Annotated in this window: 16 protein-coding genes; 6 read left to right on the plus strand and 10 right to left on the minus strand. The window is 61.0% G+C overall.

Annotated features, from left to right (window positions below):
- The first annotated feature begins 81 nt into the window (after nucleotides 1-81).
- Together CLM72_RS03310 and CLM72_RS03315 are read left to right on the plus strand one after the other, a co-directional pair.
- Nucleotides 82-279 (plus strand): heavy-metal-associated domain-containing protein, encoded by a 198-nt coding sequence (locus CLM72_RS03310; protein WP_054896417.1) that lies wholly within the window; start codon nucleotides 82-84, stop codon nucleotides 277-279.
- 87 nt (nucleotides 280-366) lie between these two features.
- Nucleotides 367-1,560 carry a multidrug effflux MFS transporter gene (locus CLM72_RS03315; protein ID WP_105225627.1) on the plus strand — a complete coding sequence of 398 codons (1,194 nt, stop codon included), beginning with the start codon at nucleotides 367-369 and terminating at the stop codon, nucleotides 1,558-1,560.
- An 8-nt stretch (nucleotides 1,561-1,568) separates the two neighbouring features.
- Here the strand turns inward: CLM72_RS03315 and CLM72_RS03320 are convergent, their stop codons facing one another.
- The 3 genes from CLM72_RS03320 to CLM72_RS03330 all read right to left on the minus strand — a co-directional run bounded on the left by CLM72_RS03320 (nucleotide 1,569) and on the right by CLM72_RS03330 (nucleotide 3,339).
- A complete protein-coding gene (locus CLM72_RS03320) occupies nucleotides 1,569-1,748 on the minus strand; it encodes a hypothetical protein (RefSeq protein WP_014716767.1) in 180 nt (59 codons plus the stop codon).
- A 146-nt stretch (nucleotides 1,749-1,894) separates the two neighbouring features.
- Entirely contained in the window at nucleotides 1,895-2,908 is a 1,014-nt protein-coding gene (locus CLM72_RS03325; protein WP_105225628.1) for a zinc-binding alcohol dehydrogenase family protein, read from the minus strand.
- 137 nt (nucleotides 2,909-3,045) lie between these two features.
- A complete protein-coding gene (locus CLM72_RS03330) occupies nucleotides 3,046-3,339 on the minus strand; it encodes a putative quinol monooxygenase (protein ID WP_034125903.1) in 294 nt (97 codons plus the stop codon).
- A 117-nt stretch (nucleotides 3,340-3,456) separates the two neighbouring features.
- Between CLM72_RS03330 and CLM72_RS03335 the strand changes: the two genes are divergently transcribed.
- The 3 genes from CLM72_RS03335 to CLM72_RS03345 all read left to right on the plus strand — a co-directional run bounded on the left by CLM72_RS03335 (nucleotide 3,457) and on the right by CLM72_RS03345 (nucleotide 6,675).
- Nucleotides 3,457-4,386, plus strand: coding sequence for a LysR family transcriptional regulator (locus CLM72_RS03335; RefSeq protein ID WP_105225629.1), 930 nt, complete (start codon nucleotides 3,457-3,459; stop codon nucleotides 4,384-4,386).
- 134 nt (nucleotides 4,387-4,520) lie between these two features.
- Nucleotides 4,521-5,207: a helix-turn-helix transcriptional regulator gene (locus tag CLM72_RS03340; RefSeq protein WP_034125905.1), complete on the plus strand. Its 687-nt coding sequence runs from the start codon at nucleotides 4,521-4,523 to the stop codon at nucleotides 5,205-5,207.
- A gap of 97 nt (nucleotides 5,208-5,304) precedes the next feature.
- Complete coding sequence (locus CLM72_RS03345) at nucleotides 5,305-6,675, plus strand: MFS transporter (RefSeq protein ID WP_105225630.1); 1,371 nt, start codon at nucleotides 5,305-5,307, stop codon at nucleotides 6,673-6,675.
- Nucleotides 6,676-6,801: 126 nt separating this feature from the next.
- Here the strand turns inward: CLM72_RS03345 and CLM72_RS03355 are convergent, their stop codons facing one another.
- Complete coding sequence (locus CLM72_RS03355) at nucleotides 6,802-7,755, minus strand: adenosine deaminase (protein ID WP_003171521.1); 954 nt, start codon at nucleotides 7,753-7,755, stop codon at nucleotides 6,802-6,804.
- 194 nt (nucleotides 7,756-7,949) lie between these two features.
- On the opposite strand from CLM72_RS03355, the gene CLM72_RS03360 reads away from it, so the two are divergent.
- Nucleotides 7,950-9,041: a calcium:proton antiporter gene (locus CLM72_RS03360; RefSeq protein WP_003188263.1), complete on the plus strand. Its 1,092-nt coding sequence runs from the start codon at nucleotides 7,950-7,952 to the stop codon at nucleotides 9,039-9,041.
- 65 nt (nucleotides 9,042-9,106) lie between these two features.
- Here the strand turns inward: CLM72_RS03360 and CLM72_RS03365 are convergent, their stop codons facing one another.
- The 6 genes from CLM72_RS03365 to CLM72_RS03390 form a co-directional block, all read right to left on the minus strand.
- Nucleotides 9,107-10,465 carry an 8-oxoguanine deaminase gene (locus tag CLM72_RS03365; RefSeq protein ID WP_105225632.1) on the minus strand — a complete coding sequence of 453 codons (1,359 nt, stop codon included), beginning with the start codon at nucleotides 10,463-10,465 and terminating at the stop codon, nucleotides 9,107-9,109.
- A gap of 211 nt (nucleotides 10,466-10,676) precedes the next feature.
- Complete coding sequence (locus CLM72_RS03370; RefSeq protein WP_047712496.1) at nucleotides 10,677-11,363, minus strand: SDR family oxidoreductase; 687 nt, start codon at nucleotides 11,361-11,363, stop codon at nucleotides 10,677-10,679.
- A 56-nt stretch (nucleotides 11,364-11,419) separates the two neighbouring features.
- Nucleotides 11,420-12,001 (minus strand): YigZ family protein, encoded by a 582-nt coding sequence (locus tag CLM72_RS03375; RefSeq protein ID WP_054896423.1) that lies wholly within the window; start codon nucleotides 11,999-12,001, stop codon nucleotides 11,420-11,422.
- 12 nt (nucleotides 12,002-12,013) lie between these two features.
- Nucleotides 12,014-12,673, minus strand: a complete 660-nt coding sequence (locus CLM72_RS03380; RefSeq protein WP_034125910.1) for a TetR/AcrR family transcriptional regulator — start codon at nucleotides 12,671-12,673, stop codon at nucleotides 12,014-12,016.
- 87 nt (nucleotides 12,674-12,760) lie between these two features.
- Nucleotides 12,761-14,155 (minus strand): uracil-xanthine permease family protein, encoded by a 1,395-nt coding sequence (locus CLM72_RS03385; protein ID WP_105225633.1) that lies wholly within the window; start codon nucleotides 14,153-14,155, stop codon nucleotides 12,761-12,763.
- Nucleotides 14,156-14,243: 88 nt separating this feature from the next.
- Nucleotides 14,244-15,164, minus strand: a complete 921-nt coding sequence (locus tag CLM72_RS03390) for a LysR family transcriptional regulator (protein ID WP_034125912.1) — start codon at nucleotides 15,162-15,164, stop codon at nucleotides 14,244-14,246.
- Nucleotides 15,165-15,284 lie beyond the last annotated feature (120 nt).

A 15,284-nucleotide genomic window follows, 5' to 3' on the forward strand; every position in this document is an offset into this window, starting at 1 on the left:
CCCGGCAGAAATACTGAGAACTTGACCTTGCCATCATGGCAAGCTCGACACTGGGCTCAACCTCATCAAAGGAGTCATGTCATGCAAATATTCAGCGTTGAAGGAATGACCTGCGGCCATTGCGTTAAAGCGGTGACCCAGGCGGTACAGAGCAAGGATTCGGCAGCAAGTGTGGAGGTCGACTTGAAGGCTAAAGAAGTGCGGGTGGCAAGCAGTCTGTCCTCTGACCAAGTGATCGACCTGATTGCCGAGGAAGGCTACAGCGTCAAGCTGGCGTGATTTTTCTGATCGTTAGCCACCTAACGTAATGTTCATGGCACCCAAGCGCGGCTAGACTGTCGAGCTGCCGACTCACTTGGGTGTCTGATGAACCTTCGCATAATCCTGATTCTGGGCGCCTTGAGCGCCTTCGCGCCGTTGGCGATCGACTTTTACCTGCCGGGATTTCCGGCAATGGCCTCGGCCTTCGCCACTGACGAAAAACATATCCAGCTGACCCTGGCGGTGTATTTCGCGGGCCTGGCTATTGGCCAATTGATCTACGGGCCGCTGGCCGACCGCTTTGGCCGGCGCGTGCCGCTGCTCAGCGGCGTCACCCTGTTTACCCTCGCGTCTTTCGCTTGTGCGTATGCGCCGTCCCTGGAATGGCTGATCGGTGCACGCTTCGTGCAGGCCCTTGGCGGGTGTGCGGGCATGGTGATTTCCCGGGCGGTGGTCAGTGACAAATGCGATGCCGTGGGTTCGGCCAAGGTGTATTCGCAACTGATGCTGGTGACCGGCCTGGCCCCGATCCTGGCGCCGTTGGCCGGTGGCCTGATGGTCGGCGTGTGGGGCTGGCAGTCGATTTTCCTGGCGTTGTCGTTGTTCAGCGTGATGGCGGCCATCGCCGTGGCGGTCGGGTTGCCGGAAACCTTCCCGGCCGATCAGCCGCGCCAGCCGTTGTCGGGCTCGTTGCGCCGCTACGGCTCGCTACTGTCAGACCGGGTGTACCTGGGCTATGCCTTGACCGGCGGCATCTCGATTGCCGGGATGTTTGCCTACATCGCCGGCTCCCCCTTCGTATTTATCAAGCTCTATGGCGTACCGGCCGAACATTACGGCTGGTTGTTCGGCTCCAACGCCGCGGGCTTTATCCTGGTGGCGCAACTGAACGCAAGATTGCTCGCCAAGCGCGGCCCGGCGTTTTTGCTGTCGCGTACCGTGTGGGTGTACGTGGCGGCGGCGTTGACGCTGTTGGGAATTGCCGCGTTGCGCACTGAAGCGCTATGGCCGTTATTGGTGCCGCTGTTTATTTGTATCGCCAGTCTGGGCTGCATTTTGCCGAATACCTCGGCCTGCGCCATGAGCGGGCAGGGGGCTCGGGCTGGCAGCGCGTCGGCGTTGCTCGGTTGCATTCAGTTCGGTGTGGCGGCAGGTGCGGCGTCGTTGGTCGGTGTGTTGCACGACGGCACGGCAATGCCGATGGCCATGGTCATCTGCCTCTGCGGTGTGCTGGCGGTGACCATTGCCATGGCGACCCAGCGCCTGCAACGGGCAAGGGCCGTACAGGCGCAGGTCTGAAGTTGGGCTCAGCCAGCGGAACGTTGCTGGTTGAGAGGGAAGCGATGGGGCGCCTGGATCCGGGCTTGCAGCGTGTCGGCAAAGGCGCGGGCCTCGGCTTCACTGCGAAAGGTGATGGCCTCGCCGTCGAGACGAACTTGCCATTGGCTGCCGGGGGATTTTGCTAACGCTTTTATCAGGATTTTCATTGCTGACTTCCTCACGTAAAAGAATCGTGGCAAAGGCGGCCAATATAAACCTGAACGGGCGCATAAATATGACAAGGATCAACTCTCGGACTAATGGTGTCGTCCGTTACCTACGTGGATAACAGACGACACTGACAGCCGTTTTTTCAGAACCCTTCGAGCACGATCTTGCCCTTGGCCTTGCCGCTTTCCAGCAGGGCGTGGGCGCGGCGCAGGTTTGCTGCATTGATCACGCCGAAGTGCTCGCCCACCGTGGTTTTCAGGGTGCCGGCGTCGATCAGTTCTGCCACGCGGTTGAGCAAGTTGTGCTGTTCGATCATGTCTGGCGTCTCGAACATCGAACGGGTGTACATGAACTCCCAGTGCAGCGACAGGCTCTTGCGCTTGAGCTTGCTCACGTCGAGGGCCTTGGGGTCGTCGATCAACGCCAGCTTGCCTTGGGGTTGCAGCGCTTCGACCAGTTGGTCCAGGTGATGCTCGGTCTGGGTCAGGCTGGCGACGTGGGTCACTTGCCCGTGACCGGCATTTTTCAACGCCTCGCTCAGCGGCTGGCTGTGGTCGATCACCACGTGTGCTCCCAGGGCCTTGGCCCATGCGTGAGTCTCGGGGCGCGAGGCGGTGCCGATGACCTTCAACGCGGTGAGCTGGTTGGCCAGTTGAGTCAGGATCGACCCCACGCCACCGGCAGCGCCGACGATCAGCAGGCTCTGGCCTTGATCGTCTTTGCCTTCAGTCACCTGCAAACGTTCGAACAACAGCTCCCACGCGGTGATAGCGGTCAACGGCAATGCGGCCGCTTCGGCAAACCCCAGGCTTTGGGGCATATGGCCGACGATGCGCTCATCAACAGTGTGCAATTCGCTGTTGCCGCCTGGGCGTACCAGGGAACCAGCGTAGTACACCTTGTCGCCGGCCTTGAACAACGTCACGTCACTGCCGACCGCCTTGACCACGCCCGCCACGTCCCAACCCAGCACGTTGGCGGCGCCATTTTCCGGGGCGACGTTCTGGCGCACTTTGGTGTCCACTGGGTTGACCGAGATGGCTTTGACTTCCACCAACAGGTCACGGGGGCCGGCCACGGGGGCTGGTAGTTCGATGTCTTGCAGGGATTCTGGATCGGTGATCGGCAGTGAGGCGTAGTAGGCGATGGCTTTCATGATGACTCCAAGTGAATACGGTCAAGGTAGGAGCGAGCTTGCTCGCGAAGATCGTTAACGATGACGCGGTGTTTCTGGTTTCGCGCCTCGTCGTTGGGGTTTTCGCGAGCACGCTCGTTCCTACAAAAAAGGCGGGATCAGGCGAGAAATTTCAGGCGCTTGAGTTCGAAGTGTTCGATCACATCGGCGGCCTTGGCGCGAAAGCTCTGGATATGCGCGCTCTGGTCGTGGTCGGCCAGCGCCGCGTCGTCGCTCCAGCGCTCGAGCATGTAGAAGGTCTCGGGGTGTTGCAGGTCCTGGTGCAGGTCGTACTGCTCGCAACCGGCTTCCAGGCGGGTCGGTTCCAGCAGGCCGCGCAGCAGGGTTTCCAGGGTGGCGTGCTGGCCGGGTTTGGCGATCAGCGTGGCGATGACATTAAAAGCGGTGGGCATAGTCGACTCCGGGCACGGGCTAACGGGATGGGCAGATGATTGGCTATTTCCTACGCCGATAAAAGCGGCTAAAACAGCAGGCTGTTTCAACCAAATATTGATAATGAGCGGAAATGCATGCTGCGTTTTGATGATTTGCAGTTGTTTGTGCGGGCCGCCGACTTGGGCAGCCTGTCGGCTGCGGCGCGGGTCATGGACCTGTCACCGGCGGTGGCCAGTGCCGCGCTCAAGCGTATCGAACTGCAACTGGGTACGCGCTTGCTGGCGCGCTCCACCCGCAGCCTGCGCCTGACAGCCGAAGGCGAGGGCTTCCTTGCGTACGCGCGGGCGTCACTGAGCGCGCTGGATGACGGGCGGCGCCTATTGGCCAGTGGCCAGGACCACGTCAGTGGTGTGCTGCAATTGTCGGCGCCCTCGGATTTCGGTCGCAACCAGCTGTTGCCGTGGCTGGATGCGTTCCAGCAGGAGCATCCACAACTGAACGTGCGCCTGTTGCTTGGTGATCGCATCGCCGACCTGTTCCGCCAGCCCGTGGACATTGCCTTGCGCTACGGCGAACCCGAAGACTCCAGCCTGATTGCGCTGCCCATTGCTCCGGACAATATTCGCGTACTCTGCGCCGCCCCCAGTTACCTCGCCCGGCATGGCGAGCCGCGGCATCTGGAGCAATTGGCCCAGCACAATTGCCTGCTGTACATGCTTGGCAGCCGCGTCCACGACCACTGGGGTTTTTACGATGGCAAGCGCCATGTGGGCCTGACGGTCAGCGGCGATCGCTTCAGCGATGACGCCGATGTGGTGCGCCGCTGGGCGGTGGCGGGCATGGGCATCGCCTACAAATCCTGGCTGGATGTGAGCACCGATGTGCTGGCCGGGCGCTTGCGTCTGATCCTGCCGGAACTGCAGGGTGAGTGCACCCCGCTCAACCTGCTGTGCGCCCACCGTGCGCAATTGAGTAAACCCATCAATCTGCTGCGGGACATGCTCGTGTCCCGTTGTGCGACATTGACGGCCCAGCGACCGGGACGAATGGCTTCTCGTCAATAGCCTGCGCCACGCTCGGAAGTTTCGCTCATATCTTGTCCTGATTTGCACCGTCAGACACCGGGGAACCTATTGCCTGCGCACCTATACTTGGGCGTCAACCGCAGCAGAAAAATGGTTTAACAGGGAGTGAATACATGGGAGCAGCACCTTGCATCAGTCAGATCGCCAGCTTGCTCGCCGAGCCTAAACGCACGGCCATGCTCTGGGCCTTGATGGACGGTTCGGCGAAGACTTCCGAAGAGCTGGCGACGCTGGCCGGGCTGTCGCCGGCGTCAGCCAATGCACATTTGGCGCGGCTGTCCGGCAGCGGCCTGTTGCGGATCGAGGCGCGGCGGGGCCAGCGCCTGTTTCGTGTAGCGGCGGCCGATGTCAGTGCCGCCATTGATGCGCTGGCCAGCACCACTATGGCCAGCGCGGCCCGCAGCACACCCGATGTTTTGCCAGCGGCGCTGCGCGCACCGCCATTGCTGCGCCGTGCCCGCTGGTGCCATGGCCACCTCGGCGGCGAGCTGGCGGCGCAGTTGTATCAACGGATGCTTGAGGCCGGGTGGATCGAACGCCATGAGCCGCGTACAGAGGTGACGCCCAATGGCGTGCAGGCGTTGGCGCAACTGGGCATTTTTACCCAGGCATTGGCATCGCCGCTGGCCTGCGACTGTTTCGACTGGAGCCAGCAACAACCCCATCTGGGCGGTGCGTTGGGGGCGGGCTTGATGCAACTGTTTCTGCAGGCGAACTGGATCAGCGTGATCAACGAGTCACGGGCCTTGTCGGTCAATGACCTGGGGCTTGAGCACATAGCTCGCATTGCCAAGCTGTAGGCGTCGTTCTCAGCTGTCGTCAGGTCGCATCCAGCAATAGCCGGCGCAAACGATGCCGCACACTCGCAAGGGGGATTTTTCATACGAGGGGTGTGGCATGGGTAGGCAGGGTTATAGCGCGGCGGAACGCCTGGAACGGTTGCCCATCAGCGGTTACCACCGAATTATTTTCATCATCATCGCCCTGGCGTTTTTCTTTGACTCCATGGACCTGGCGATGATGACCTTCCTGTTGGGCTCGATCAAAACCGAGTTTGGCCTGAGCACGGCCCAGGCCGGGTTGCTGGCCAGTTCGAGTTTTTTCGGCATGGTGGTGGGCGCTTCGCTGTCCGGGATGCTTGCTGATCGATTCGGTCGCAAACCGGTGTTTCAGTGGAGCATCGTCCTCTGGGGGTTGGCGAGCTACTTGTGTTCCACGGCCCAGACGGTGGAGACGCTGACGTTGTTTCGGATCCTGCTGGGCATTGGCATGGGCATGGAGTTTCCCATTGCCCAGTCGATGCTGTCGGAGCTGATCCCCGCCAAAAGACGTGGGCGCTATATCGCCTTGATGGATGGTTTCTGGCCGTTGGGCTTTGTGGCTGCGGGCGTACTGTCTTACTTCTTGTTGCCGGTGATTGGCTGGCGCGACATCTTCCTGGTGCTGGCGGTACCGGCGGTGTTCGTGCTGGCCATCCGCTTCTTTATCCCGGAGTCGCCGCGTTGGCTGGAACAGGCTGGGCGCCATGAGGCGGCGGACAAGGTCTTGCTTGGCATCGAGCAGAAGGTGCGCGATTCCCTGGGCCGCGCCGACTTGCCGGAGCCAGTTGCTTTGCCACGGGTAGAGAGTACGCCGGGGACGTTTTTCTCCGCGTTCCAGCAGTTGTGGTCGGCGCAGTACCGCCAACGCACGATGATGATCTGGAGTGTGTGGTTCTTCGCCCTGCTTGGGTTCTACGGGCTGACGTCGTGGTTGAGTGCGTTGTTGCAGCAATCGGGTTTTGCCGTGACCCAGTCGGTGTATTACACGGTGATCATTTCCCTGGGCGGAATCCCAGGTTTTTTGATGGCCGCGTGGTTGGTGGAGCGCTGGGGACGCAAGCCTGTGTGCGTGGTGACCCTGCTGGGCGGCGGGGTGATGGCGTTTCTGTATGGGCAGAGCGCAGTGTTTGGCGGCAACGTGGGCCTGCTGATCACCTCGGGGTTGTTGATGCAGTTTTTCCTGTTTGGCATGTGGGCGGTGCTGTACACCTACACGCCGGAGTTGTATCCCACCTCGGCACGTGCAACCGGCTCGGGGTTTGCGTCGGCGATTGGGCGGGTTGGTTCGTTGCTGGGGCCGTTGGTGACCGGGTTGGTGTTCCCGATAACCGGGCAGGGCGGGGTATTTGCCTTGGGCGCGCTGTGCTTTGCGGTGGCGGCGATGGTGGTGTGGCTGTTCGGGATGGAGACCAAGGGCAAGACCCTGGAAGAACTCACCCAGGCTTGAAGCTGATGGGGCCATGTGGGAGCCGGGCTTGCCCGCGATAGCGGTAGGTCAAGCAATAAGAGGCTGGCTGATACACCGCTATCGCAGGCAAGCCAGCTCCCACAGGTTGAGTCCAAGTCTATTCAGTTACGGTTTCACGAGCCGCGCATCCAGGCTGTTCTGCGCCAGGCGTTTGGCCTGGTCCTGGGTCATGCCCAGGCTGGTGTATAGCGCATGGAAGTTTTCGGTGACGTAGCCGCCGAAGTACGCCGGGTCATCCGAGTTGACGGTGACCTTCACGCCACGCTCGAGCATGTCGAGGATGTTGTGCTGGGCCATGTCGTCGAACACGCAGAGCTTGGTGTTGGACAGCGGGCATACCGTCAGCGGGATCTGTTCGTCGATGATGCGCTGCATCAGGCGTTCATCTTCAATGGCTCGCACGCCGTGGTCGATGCGCTGGATTTTCAGCAGGTCGATGGCTTCCCAGATGTACTCGGGCGGGCCTTCTTCACCGGCGTGGGCCACGGTCAGGAAGCCTTCGTGACGGGCACGGTCGAACACGCGCTGGAACTTGCTTGGCGGGTGGCCCATTTCCGAGCTGTCCAGGCCCACGGCCACGAACGCGTCACGGAACGGCAAGGCCTGGTCGAGGGTTTTCTGCGCTTCGTCTTCGCTCAGGTGGCGCAGGAAGCTGAGGATCAAACCGCTGGTGATGCCCAGTTGCTGCTCGCCGTCTTTAAGCGCAGCGGCGATGCCGTTGAGCACCACTTCGAACGGCACGCCACGGTCGGTGTGGGTTTGCGGGTCGAAGAAGGGTTCGGTGTGGATCACGTTCTGGGCCTTGCAGCGCAGCAGGTAAGCCCAGGTCAGGTCGTAGAAGTCCTGGGACGTGCGCAGCACATCGGCGCCCTTGTAATACAGGTCGAGAAACTCTTGCAGGTTGTTGAAGGCGTAGGCCTTGCGCAGGGTTTCGACGTCGTTCCATGGCAGCGCAATCTTGTTGCGCTCGGCCAGGGCGAACAGCAACTCAGGCTCCAGCGAGCCTTCCAGGTGCAGGTGCAATTCAGCCTTGGGCAGGGCGTTGAGCCAATCGTACATTTTTTAAAATCTCATCAGGTGCAATGGCGGCATTCTACAGGCCATGGCTGAAATAATCGGCAAAACCTGACCAGCAGGAGAGTATTTCTGTCACTCACGCAAGGGCGGCCTGAACTAAGGTGTAACGAAACGTTAGCGGCTCGGCGCAGTCTGTACCCCATCAATGACTGATTCGCTGTACGAAAAGGCCCCGAATGCTCACATCCCTCAAGCAAGAAAAATTCATGCTGCTGGCGCTGATTGCCGCCATCGCCGCCTACCCGCTGGAACACTGGATGCTCCACAGCGGCCAACTGGTTGCGCTGCTGGCCGGCTTTGCGCTGATCGCGTTTATCGTGATGGCGTCGATGCGCGTGGCCCATCACGCCGAGCAGTTGGCGGAAAAAGTCGGCGACCCCTACGGCACCATGATCCTGACCCTCGCCGCGGTATTGGTGGAAGTGGTGATCCTGGCGATCATGATGAGTAACGAGCCATCGCCCACCCTGGTGCGCGACACCATTTACTCAGCGGTGATGCTCGATATCAACGGTATCCTCGGCCTGGCCGCGCTGATGGGCGGCATCAAGCATGGCGAACAGTCCTACAACGATGACTCGGCGCGCACCTACAGTGTGATGATTCTTACCGCCATGGGGGTGTCGATGGTGGTACCGGAATTTATCCCCGAAGCGGACTGGAAAATTTACTCGGCCTTCACCATTGGCGCGATGGTGGTGCTTTACACCTTGTTCCTGCGCATGCAGGTGGGGCCGCACAGTTATTTCTTCAGCTACAGCTACCCGGAGAAACGCCGCAAGAAACAGCCGGAAGACGAGCACGCGCCGTCTGTCAGCCTGACGTTTTCCATTGCGACCCTGGTGTTTGGGGTGATCGTGATTGGCGCGCTGGCCGAGGTGATGTCCAAGACCCTCGACCTGGGCCTGGAAGGCACAGGCGCACCACCAGTGATTACCGCGATTGTGGTGGCGGCTATCTCGGCCGCTCCGGAAATCCTCACGGCATTGCGCGCCGCGTTGGCCAACCGCATGCAATCGGTGGTCAACATCGCGCTGGGGGCTTCGTTGTCCACGGTGATCCTGACGGTGCCGGTGATGGAAGCCATGGCGCTCTACACTGGGCAGCCGTTCCAGATGGCGATGACGCCGGTGCAGACGGTGATGGTGTTTATCACGCTGATCGTCAGCGCGATCAACCTCAACGATGGTGAAACCAATGCGATAGAAGGGATGACGCATTTTGTGTTGTTTGCGACCTTTATCATGCTGTCGCTGTTGGGTTTGTAACCGAGTTAAAAGGTGGCACATATCCAATGTGGGAGCTTGCTCCCACATTTTGATTGGTGCCTGGCTTAGATACCCGCGATCAACTGCCGCGCCGCCTGGCTGTGATCGGCGATCAAGCCCTTGAGATCAAGGCCTTCGACTTGACCATCGATCACCCGCCATTGACCCGCGATCATCACTCGGTCTGCCCGGTCCGCGCCGCACAGCAGCAGTGCGGAAATGGGGTCATGGCTGCCGGAGAAGCGCAGCTCATCGAGCTTGAACAGCGCCAGGTCCGCCTGTTTGCCTACTGCCAACTCGCCAATATCCGTGCGCCCCAGCAGCTGCGCCGAGCCCTTGGTGGCCCAGCCGAGCACACCTTCGGGGGTGATCTTTTCCGCGCCGTAGCGCAGGCGCTGGATGTACAGGGCCTGGCGGGCTTCAAGGATCATGTTCGAAGCGTCGTTGGAGGCCGAGCCGTCCACGCCCAAGCCGATCGGGGCGCCGGCGGCAAGCAGGTCCAGGGTGGGGCAGATGCCGGAGGCCAGGCGCATATTCGAGCTTGGGCAATGGCAGATGCCGGTGCCGGCTGCGCCCAGGCGCTCGATTTCGTCCGGGTTGAAGTGAATGCCGTGGGCCAGCCAGGTGCGCGGGCCGAGCCAGCCGACGCTGTCGAGGTAATCCACGGTACGCAGCCCGAAGCGTTGCAGGCAGAAATCTTCCTCATCGAGGGTCTCCGCCAAATGGGTGTGCAGGCGCACGTCCAGCTGGTTGGCCAGCTCGGCGCTGGCTTGCATGATTTCGGGGGTGACGGAAAACGGCGAGCACGGCGCCAGGGCGATCTGGATCTGCGCACCGTCACCGCGCTGGTGATATTCGCGGATCAGGCGCTGGCTGTCTTCGAGAATCACCTGGCCTTGCTGCACCGTTTGCTGCGGCGGCAGGCCGCCATCGGCTTCGCCCAGGCTCATGGAACCGCGGGTGAGCATGGCGCGCATCCCCAGTTCACGCACGCTGCCTACCTGCACATCAATGGCGTTTTCCAAACCATCGGGGAACAGGTAGTGGTGATCGGCCGCCGTGGTGCAGCCCGAGAGCAGCAATTCGGCCAGGGCGACTTTGCTGGCCAGGGCGAGTTTTTCCGGGGTGAGCCGCGCCCATACCGGGTACAGGGTTTTCAGCCAGGGAAACAGCGGCTGGTTGACCACTGGGCCCCAGGCGCGGGTCAGGGTTTGATAGAAGTGGTGGTGAGTATTGATCAGCCCAGGCAGCACCACATGCTCGCGGGCATCGAACACCTGCGCGCAGGGTTGTGCAGGCGCTTGCCCTTGGGCCAGCACTTCGGTGATCACACCGTCTTGCAGCACCAGGCCGCCACGGGCATCGAGGCCATTGGCAGTGAAAATTGCGAGGGGTTTTTTTAACCAGATACGGGTCGCAGGCATTGGCCGGCTCCTCTGAATGATGGGTTCAGGTTTGCCAGCTCAGTGTTGCCCTGTCTGCTGATCCAGGGTCGCCGGGGAGGGCGAGGTGGGCAGTTTACCTCTGTGGGAGCGAGCTTGCTCGCGAAAATCGTCAATGATGACGCGGGCAGTCTGGTTTAACGCAGTGCTTGGGCGTTCTTCGCGAGCAAGCTCGCTCCTACAGTTGGGGGGGTTACCAGGTGATGGTGTCGCCCTTGTAGTCGACGAAGTGATGGCCGCCTTTGCCGGTGTAGGCATTTACCTGGTCCACCAGGCCGCGCACGCTGGTCTCGACGTCGATGTGGGCATTTTCGCCGCCCATGTCGGTCTTCACCCAACCTGGATGCAGCGACAGCACCGTCGGCTTGGGCTCGCCCAGTTGCGTGATAAAGCTATTGGTCATCGAATTGAGGGCGGCCTTGCTGGCCTTGTACAGCGCCAGGTCCGAGCCGTCGGGAATGGTCACGCTGCCCAGTACCGAACTCATGAAGGCCAGCACGCCGGTGTCTTTGCGGATCTGCCCGACAAAGCGCTGGGCCAGGTTGATTGGCGCCACGGCGTTGGTGAAGAACAACTGGCCGACTTCCGCCAGGGTCGCGTGGCCGGGCTCCTGGTTGGCCGGGCCCTTGACGCCGGCGTTGACGAACAGCAGGTCGAAGGTGCGGTCTTTCAGGCGTTGGGCCAGGGCGATCACGGCTTGCTGGTCGTCCATATCCAACTTCTCGATTTGCACCGGCCCCACGGCTTTCAGGGCATCGGCCTTGTTCGGATCGCGCACGGTGGCGGTCACGTCCCAGCCGTCCTGGAGCAGTTGCTTGACCAGGCCAAGGCCCAGCCCGCGCGAGGCGCCGATGATCAGTGCGGTTTTTGGCGTAGACATGAAAGGCTTCCTTTGAAATCGCGGTTCATGGAGTTCAGCGCATAACAGTAGCAGTTTCAGCGTTCGAGCAGGATGCGCCCACGGCTCAGGTCGGCGAGCTGGGTTTGCAGGGTGTCGATGTGCGCCTCCCCCAGGGCGAGTTGCAGCTCTACGCCGTTGGCGGTGAAGGTTTCTTCCACCACAATCCCGCCGAGTTCAGCGACGCGCAGCTTCACCAGGTTCAGCTCGGAGAAGCCACAGGCGCAGCTCAGAGGTACGCGGCTGATCAGCTCGATGCGCTCGGCATTTTGCAGGCATTTATTGGCCCCGCCGCCATAGGCGCGGGCCAAGCCACCCGTGCCCAGTTGAATGCCGCCGTACCAGCGGATCACCAAGACGGCCACCTGATCAAAGCCCTGGGCCTCGATGGCCGCGAGGATCGGGCGCCCGGCGGTGCCACCGGGTTCGCCGTCATCGCTGCTGCGGTATTGATCGCCCAGCTTCCAGGCCCAGCAGTTGTGCGTGGCGTTCAGGTCGCTGTGTCGCTCGAAAAACGCTTGGGCGTCCTGCGGGCTGGTAATCGGCGCTGCCAAGGTGATAAAGCGGCTTTTGCGTATTTCTTCACGAAACTCGCAAAAACCGGTGAGCGTAAAAGACATAAATCGCTTCGTTTATAGGGCTGGCTTGATGCCGCAGCCTTTGAGAATGATATGGATCAGATTGGTGCCGGCATCTTCCATGTCCTGCTTGGTCAGCTTGGTGCGACCGGTGACGCGGCAGATCTGGGTGGCGAAGTCAGCGTAGTGCTGGGTGCTGCCCCACAGCAGGAAGATCAGATGCACGGGGTCGACGGGGTCCATTTTGCCGGCGTCGATCCATGCCTGGAACACCGCTGCACGGCCACTGAACCAGGCCCGATAGTCCTGGCCGAAATATTCAGTGAGGCATTCGCCACCGCTGATGATCTCCATGGCGAAGATCCGCGAGGCTTGGGGTTGGCGGCGCGAGAATTCCATTTTGGTGCGGATGTAGCGAGCGAGCGCCACGGCCGGGTCATCCTCGGCCGTCAGCGCGTTGAAGGTGCTGTCCCAGAGTTCGAGGATGTTGCTCAGCACTGCGATGTACAGGCCCAGCTTGTTGGTGAAGTAGTAGTGCAAGTTGGCCTTGGGCAGCCCGGCGCTGGCAGCGATGGTGTTCATGCTGGTGCCTTTGTAACCATGGCGCGCGAATTCATCTTCAGCAGCCTGGAGAATCGCTTGTTCATTCTTTTGCCGAATGCGGCTGGCGGGTTTGCCGCCGTGGTTGCTGTGGGCAGGAACTTCGAGGCTCATGGAGGTTTCCGTGCTGATCGATAGAGACGACGTGTGCACAGATAACCCACCCTCAAGCCTCAGACAAGTCCTGATGCAATAAAACCGTCAAAGCGGTTCCAGGCTGTCGCGTTCCGGGGTGTGGTTTGCGGCGGTGGTACTTGCCTTGGCCTCCGGCAGTAACAGGCACAGGAGGATGGCGGTGATACCGCCGCTGGTGATGGCGGAGTCGAACAGGTTCTGCACCAGTGTCGGCATCAGGTGCAGCAGGTTGGGTTGCGCGGCGATACCCAGGCCAACACCGAACGAGGTGGCGATAATCAGCATGCTGCGTCGATCCAGCGGTGCCTGGGCCAGAATGCGCACGCCGGCCGCGGCCACACTGCCGAACATCACCAGGGTCGCGCCGCCCAGCACCGGCTTGGGGATTTGCTGCAGCACGGCGCCAATCAGCGGAAACAGGCCCAGACAGAACAGCAACACGCCGATGTATAAACCGACGTAGCGGCTGGCCACGCCGGTGAGCTGGATCACACCATTGTTCTGCGCAAACGTGGTGTTGGGGAAAGCGCTGAAAGTGGCGGCGATCATGCAGCTCACCCCATCGCCGAGGACGCCGCCCTTGAGCCGGCTTATATAAGAAGCGCCGCTGATAGGCTGGCGGGCGATCATGCAATTGGCGGTGAGGTCGCCGACGGTTTCGATGCTGCTGATCAGATAAATCAGCGCAATCGGCAGGAAGGCGCTCCAGTCGAAGTTGAAACCAAAGCGGAATGGTGTAGGCAGGCTGACCAATGGCAGGTCAGGCAAAGCCTGGGGAATCAGTTTACCGCTGAACCACGCCGCGAGGCTGCCCAGGGCCAGGCCGATGATGATGGCCGACAGGCGTACCCAGGGCGTGTTCGAGCGGTTGAGCAGGATGATCGTCAAAACCACGAACAGGCCCAGCGCCAGGTTGGCGGGGGCGCCGAAGTCCGGTGCATTGAAACCGCCGCCGAGGTCGGTGATACCCACTTTGATCAGGCTGATGCCGATCAGCGTAATCACAATGCCGGTCACCAGCGGTGTGATCACGCGGCGCAACTGGCCGATAAAGCGGCTCAATACAATCTGTACCGCCGCGCCAAAGAAGCACACGCCGAAAATCATCGCCAGAATGTCTTCCGGGCTGCCGCCGCGTTGTTTCACCAGAAAGCCTGCAGACAACACCGCGCCGAGAAACGCAAAGCTGGTGCCTTGCAGGCAGATCATGCCGGCACCGATGCCAAACGGCCTGCGTGCCTGGATGAAGGTGCCTACGCCGGAAACCATCAACGCCATGCTGATCAGGTAGGGCAAGTGGGCGGTGAGGCCGAGGGTGGAGCCAATAATCAGAGGCGGCGTGATGATGCCGACGAACGCCGCCAATACATGTTGCAGCGCCGCGAGGAGAGCCGGCAGTGGTTTCGGCCGGTCGTTGAGGCCGTAGATGAGGTCGCTGGGGCTGGAGGATTCTGGGGGCATGGCGGGTCAACTCAAGGCGGATGGTTCAAGGTCCTTGAGTCCTTGCAAAAAGCTGTCCATGTGCTCAGCTTTTTGTGCGAGGCCCGAATCAGCGGGTGGCGGCCAGGCTTTCAAGGAAGCTTTCCAGCACCAAATGAGGGCGACGGCCCTTGCGCGTGACCGATGCCAGGCTCAAATCGTAAAAACGTGTAGCCGGTTTCAACGCACGCAGTCGGCCTTGTTGTACCCACAGGCTGGCGTAGTGGTCGGGCAGGTAGCCGATATAACGCCCGGTTAGAATCAGGAACGCCATGCCTTCACGGTCTGACGCACTGGCGGTGCAGTTGAGCGCCTGGTAATGGGCCTGGATTTCCGCAGGTAAGCGGAAGGTGGGGGCGATGGCGTCCTGGCTGTCGACGCGCTCGTCGTCGAGTTGCTTGTTGTCGGCGTAAAACAGCGGGTGGCCGACCGCGCAATAGAGCAAGGAACGTTCGCTGTACAACGGCTGGTATTCCAGGCCCGACAGTGCGCTGGCCTGGGGCACCACACCGACGTGCAGACGACCGTCGAGTACGCCTTGCTCCACTTCATTGGGGGCGATCATGCGGATCTGGATCTGCACGTCCGGGCCGCGTTCTTTCAACTGCGCCAATGCGTGGGTGATGCGCATATGGGGCAGAGTGACAAGGTTATCGGTGAGGCCAATGATCAACTCGCCGCGCAAATGTTGGTGCAGGCCGTTGACCTCGGTGCGAAAACTTTCCAGGGCACTCAGCAGTTGCAGGGCAGATTGATAGACCTCGCGGCCTTCTTCCGTCAGGGAAAAACCGGCGCGACCGCGTTGGCAGAGTCGTAGCCCGAGTCGTTGCTCAAGGTCGCTCATCTGCTGGCTGATGGCCGAGCGCCCGATGCCGAGGACGGTTTCCGCTGCCGAGAAGCCGCCGCACTCCACCACGCTGCGAAAGATGCGCAGCAGGCGAATATCGAAGTCACTGACTTGGGCCAAAGGGTCGGGACGACGGCTGCTCATAGTTTAGTGAAGTTCTGACTGAAGGTTAGAAGAGTTGGATTTCACCGACTTTATCCCCGTGGCAATTTAGCTGCAACAACGCTTTTTCAATCCCGACGCTGCCTTTTGCCCTGCGAGGTT

It is taken from the genome of Pseudomonas sp. MYb193 (genome assembly GCF_002966775.1).
In the GTDB taxonomy this organism is placed as follows: domain Bacteria; phylum Pseudomonadota; class Gammaproteobacteria; order Pseudomonadales; family Pseudomonadaceae; genus Aquipseudomonas; species Aquipseudomonas paracarnis.

Coding starts and splice junctions, on each gene's coding strand:
- CLM72_RS03310 (WP_054896417.1), top strand. CDS start 82: ATGCAAATATTCAGCGTTGAAGGAATGACCTGCGGCCATTGCGTTAAA.
- CLM72_RS03315 (WP_105225627.1), top strand. CDS start 367: ATGAACCTTCGCATAATCCTGATTCTGGGCGCCTTGAGCGCCTTCGCG.
- CLM72_RS03320 (WP_014716767.1), bottom strand. CDS start 1,748: ATGAAAATCCTGATAAAAGCGTTAGCAAAATCCCCCGGCAGCCAATGG.
- CLM72_RS03325 (WP_105225628.1), bottom strand. CDS start 2,908: ATGAAAGCCATCGCCTACTACGCCTCACTGCCGATCACCGATCCAGAA.
- CLM72_RS03330 (WP_034125903.1), bottom strand. CDS start 3,339: ATGCCCACCGCTTTTAATGTCATCGCCACGCTGATCGCCAAACCCGGC.
- CLM72_RS03335 (WP_105225629.1), top strand. CDS start 3,457: ATGCTGCGTTTTGATGATTTGCAGTTGTTTGTGCGGGCCGCCGACTTG.
- CLM72_RS03340 (WP_034125905.1), top strand. CDS start 4,521: ATGGGAGCAGCACCTTGCATCAGTCAGATCGCCAGCTTGCTCGCCGAG.
- CLM72_RS03345 (WP_105225630.1), top strand. CDS start 5,305: ATGGGTAGGCAGGGTTATAGCGCGGCGGAACGCCTGGAACGGTTGCCC.
- CLM72_RS03355 (WP_003171521.1), bottom strand. CDS start 7,755: ATGTACGATTGGCTCAACGCCCTGCCCAAGGCTGAATTGCACCTGCAC.
- CLM72_RS03360 (WP_003188263.1), top strand. CDS start 7,950: ATGCTCACATCCCTCAAGCAAGAAAAATTCATGCTGCTGGCGCTGATT.
- CLM72_RS03365 (WP_105225632.1), bottom strand. CDS start 10,465: ATGCCTGCGACCCGTATCTGGTTAAAAAAACCCCTCGCAATTTTCACT.
- CLM72_RS03370 (WP_047712496.1), bottom strand. CDS start 11,363: ATGTCTACGCCAAAAACCGCACTGATCATCGGCGCCTCGCGCGGGCTG.
- CLM72_RS03375 (WP_054896423.1), bottom strand. CDS start 12,001: ATGTCTTTTACGCTCACCGGTTTTTGCGAGTTTCGTGAAGAAATACGC.
- CLM72_RS03380 (WP_034125910.1), bottom strand. CDS start 12,673: ATGAGCCTCGAAGTTCCTGCCCACAGCAACCACGGCGGCAAACCCGCC.
- CLM72_RS03385 (WP_105225633.1), bottom strand. CDS start 14,155: ATGCCCCCAGAATCCTCCAGCCCCAGCGACCTCATCTACGGCCTCAAC.
- CLM72_RS03390 (WP_034125912.1), bottom strand. CDS start 15,164: ATGAGCAGCCGTCGTCCCGACCCTTTGGCCCAAGTCAGTGACTTCGAT.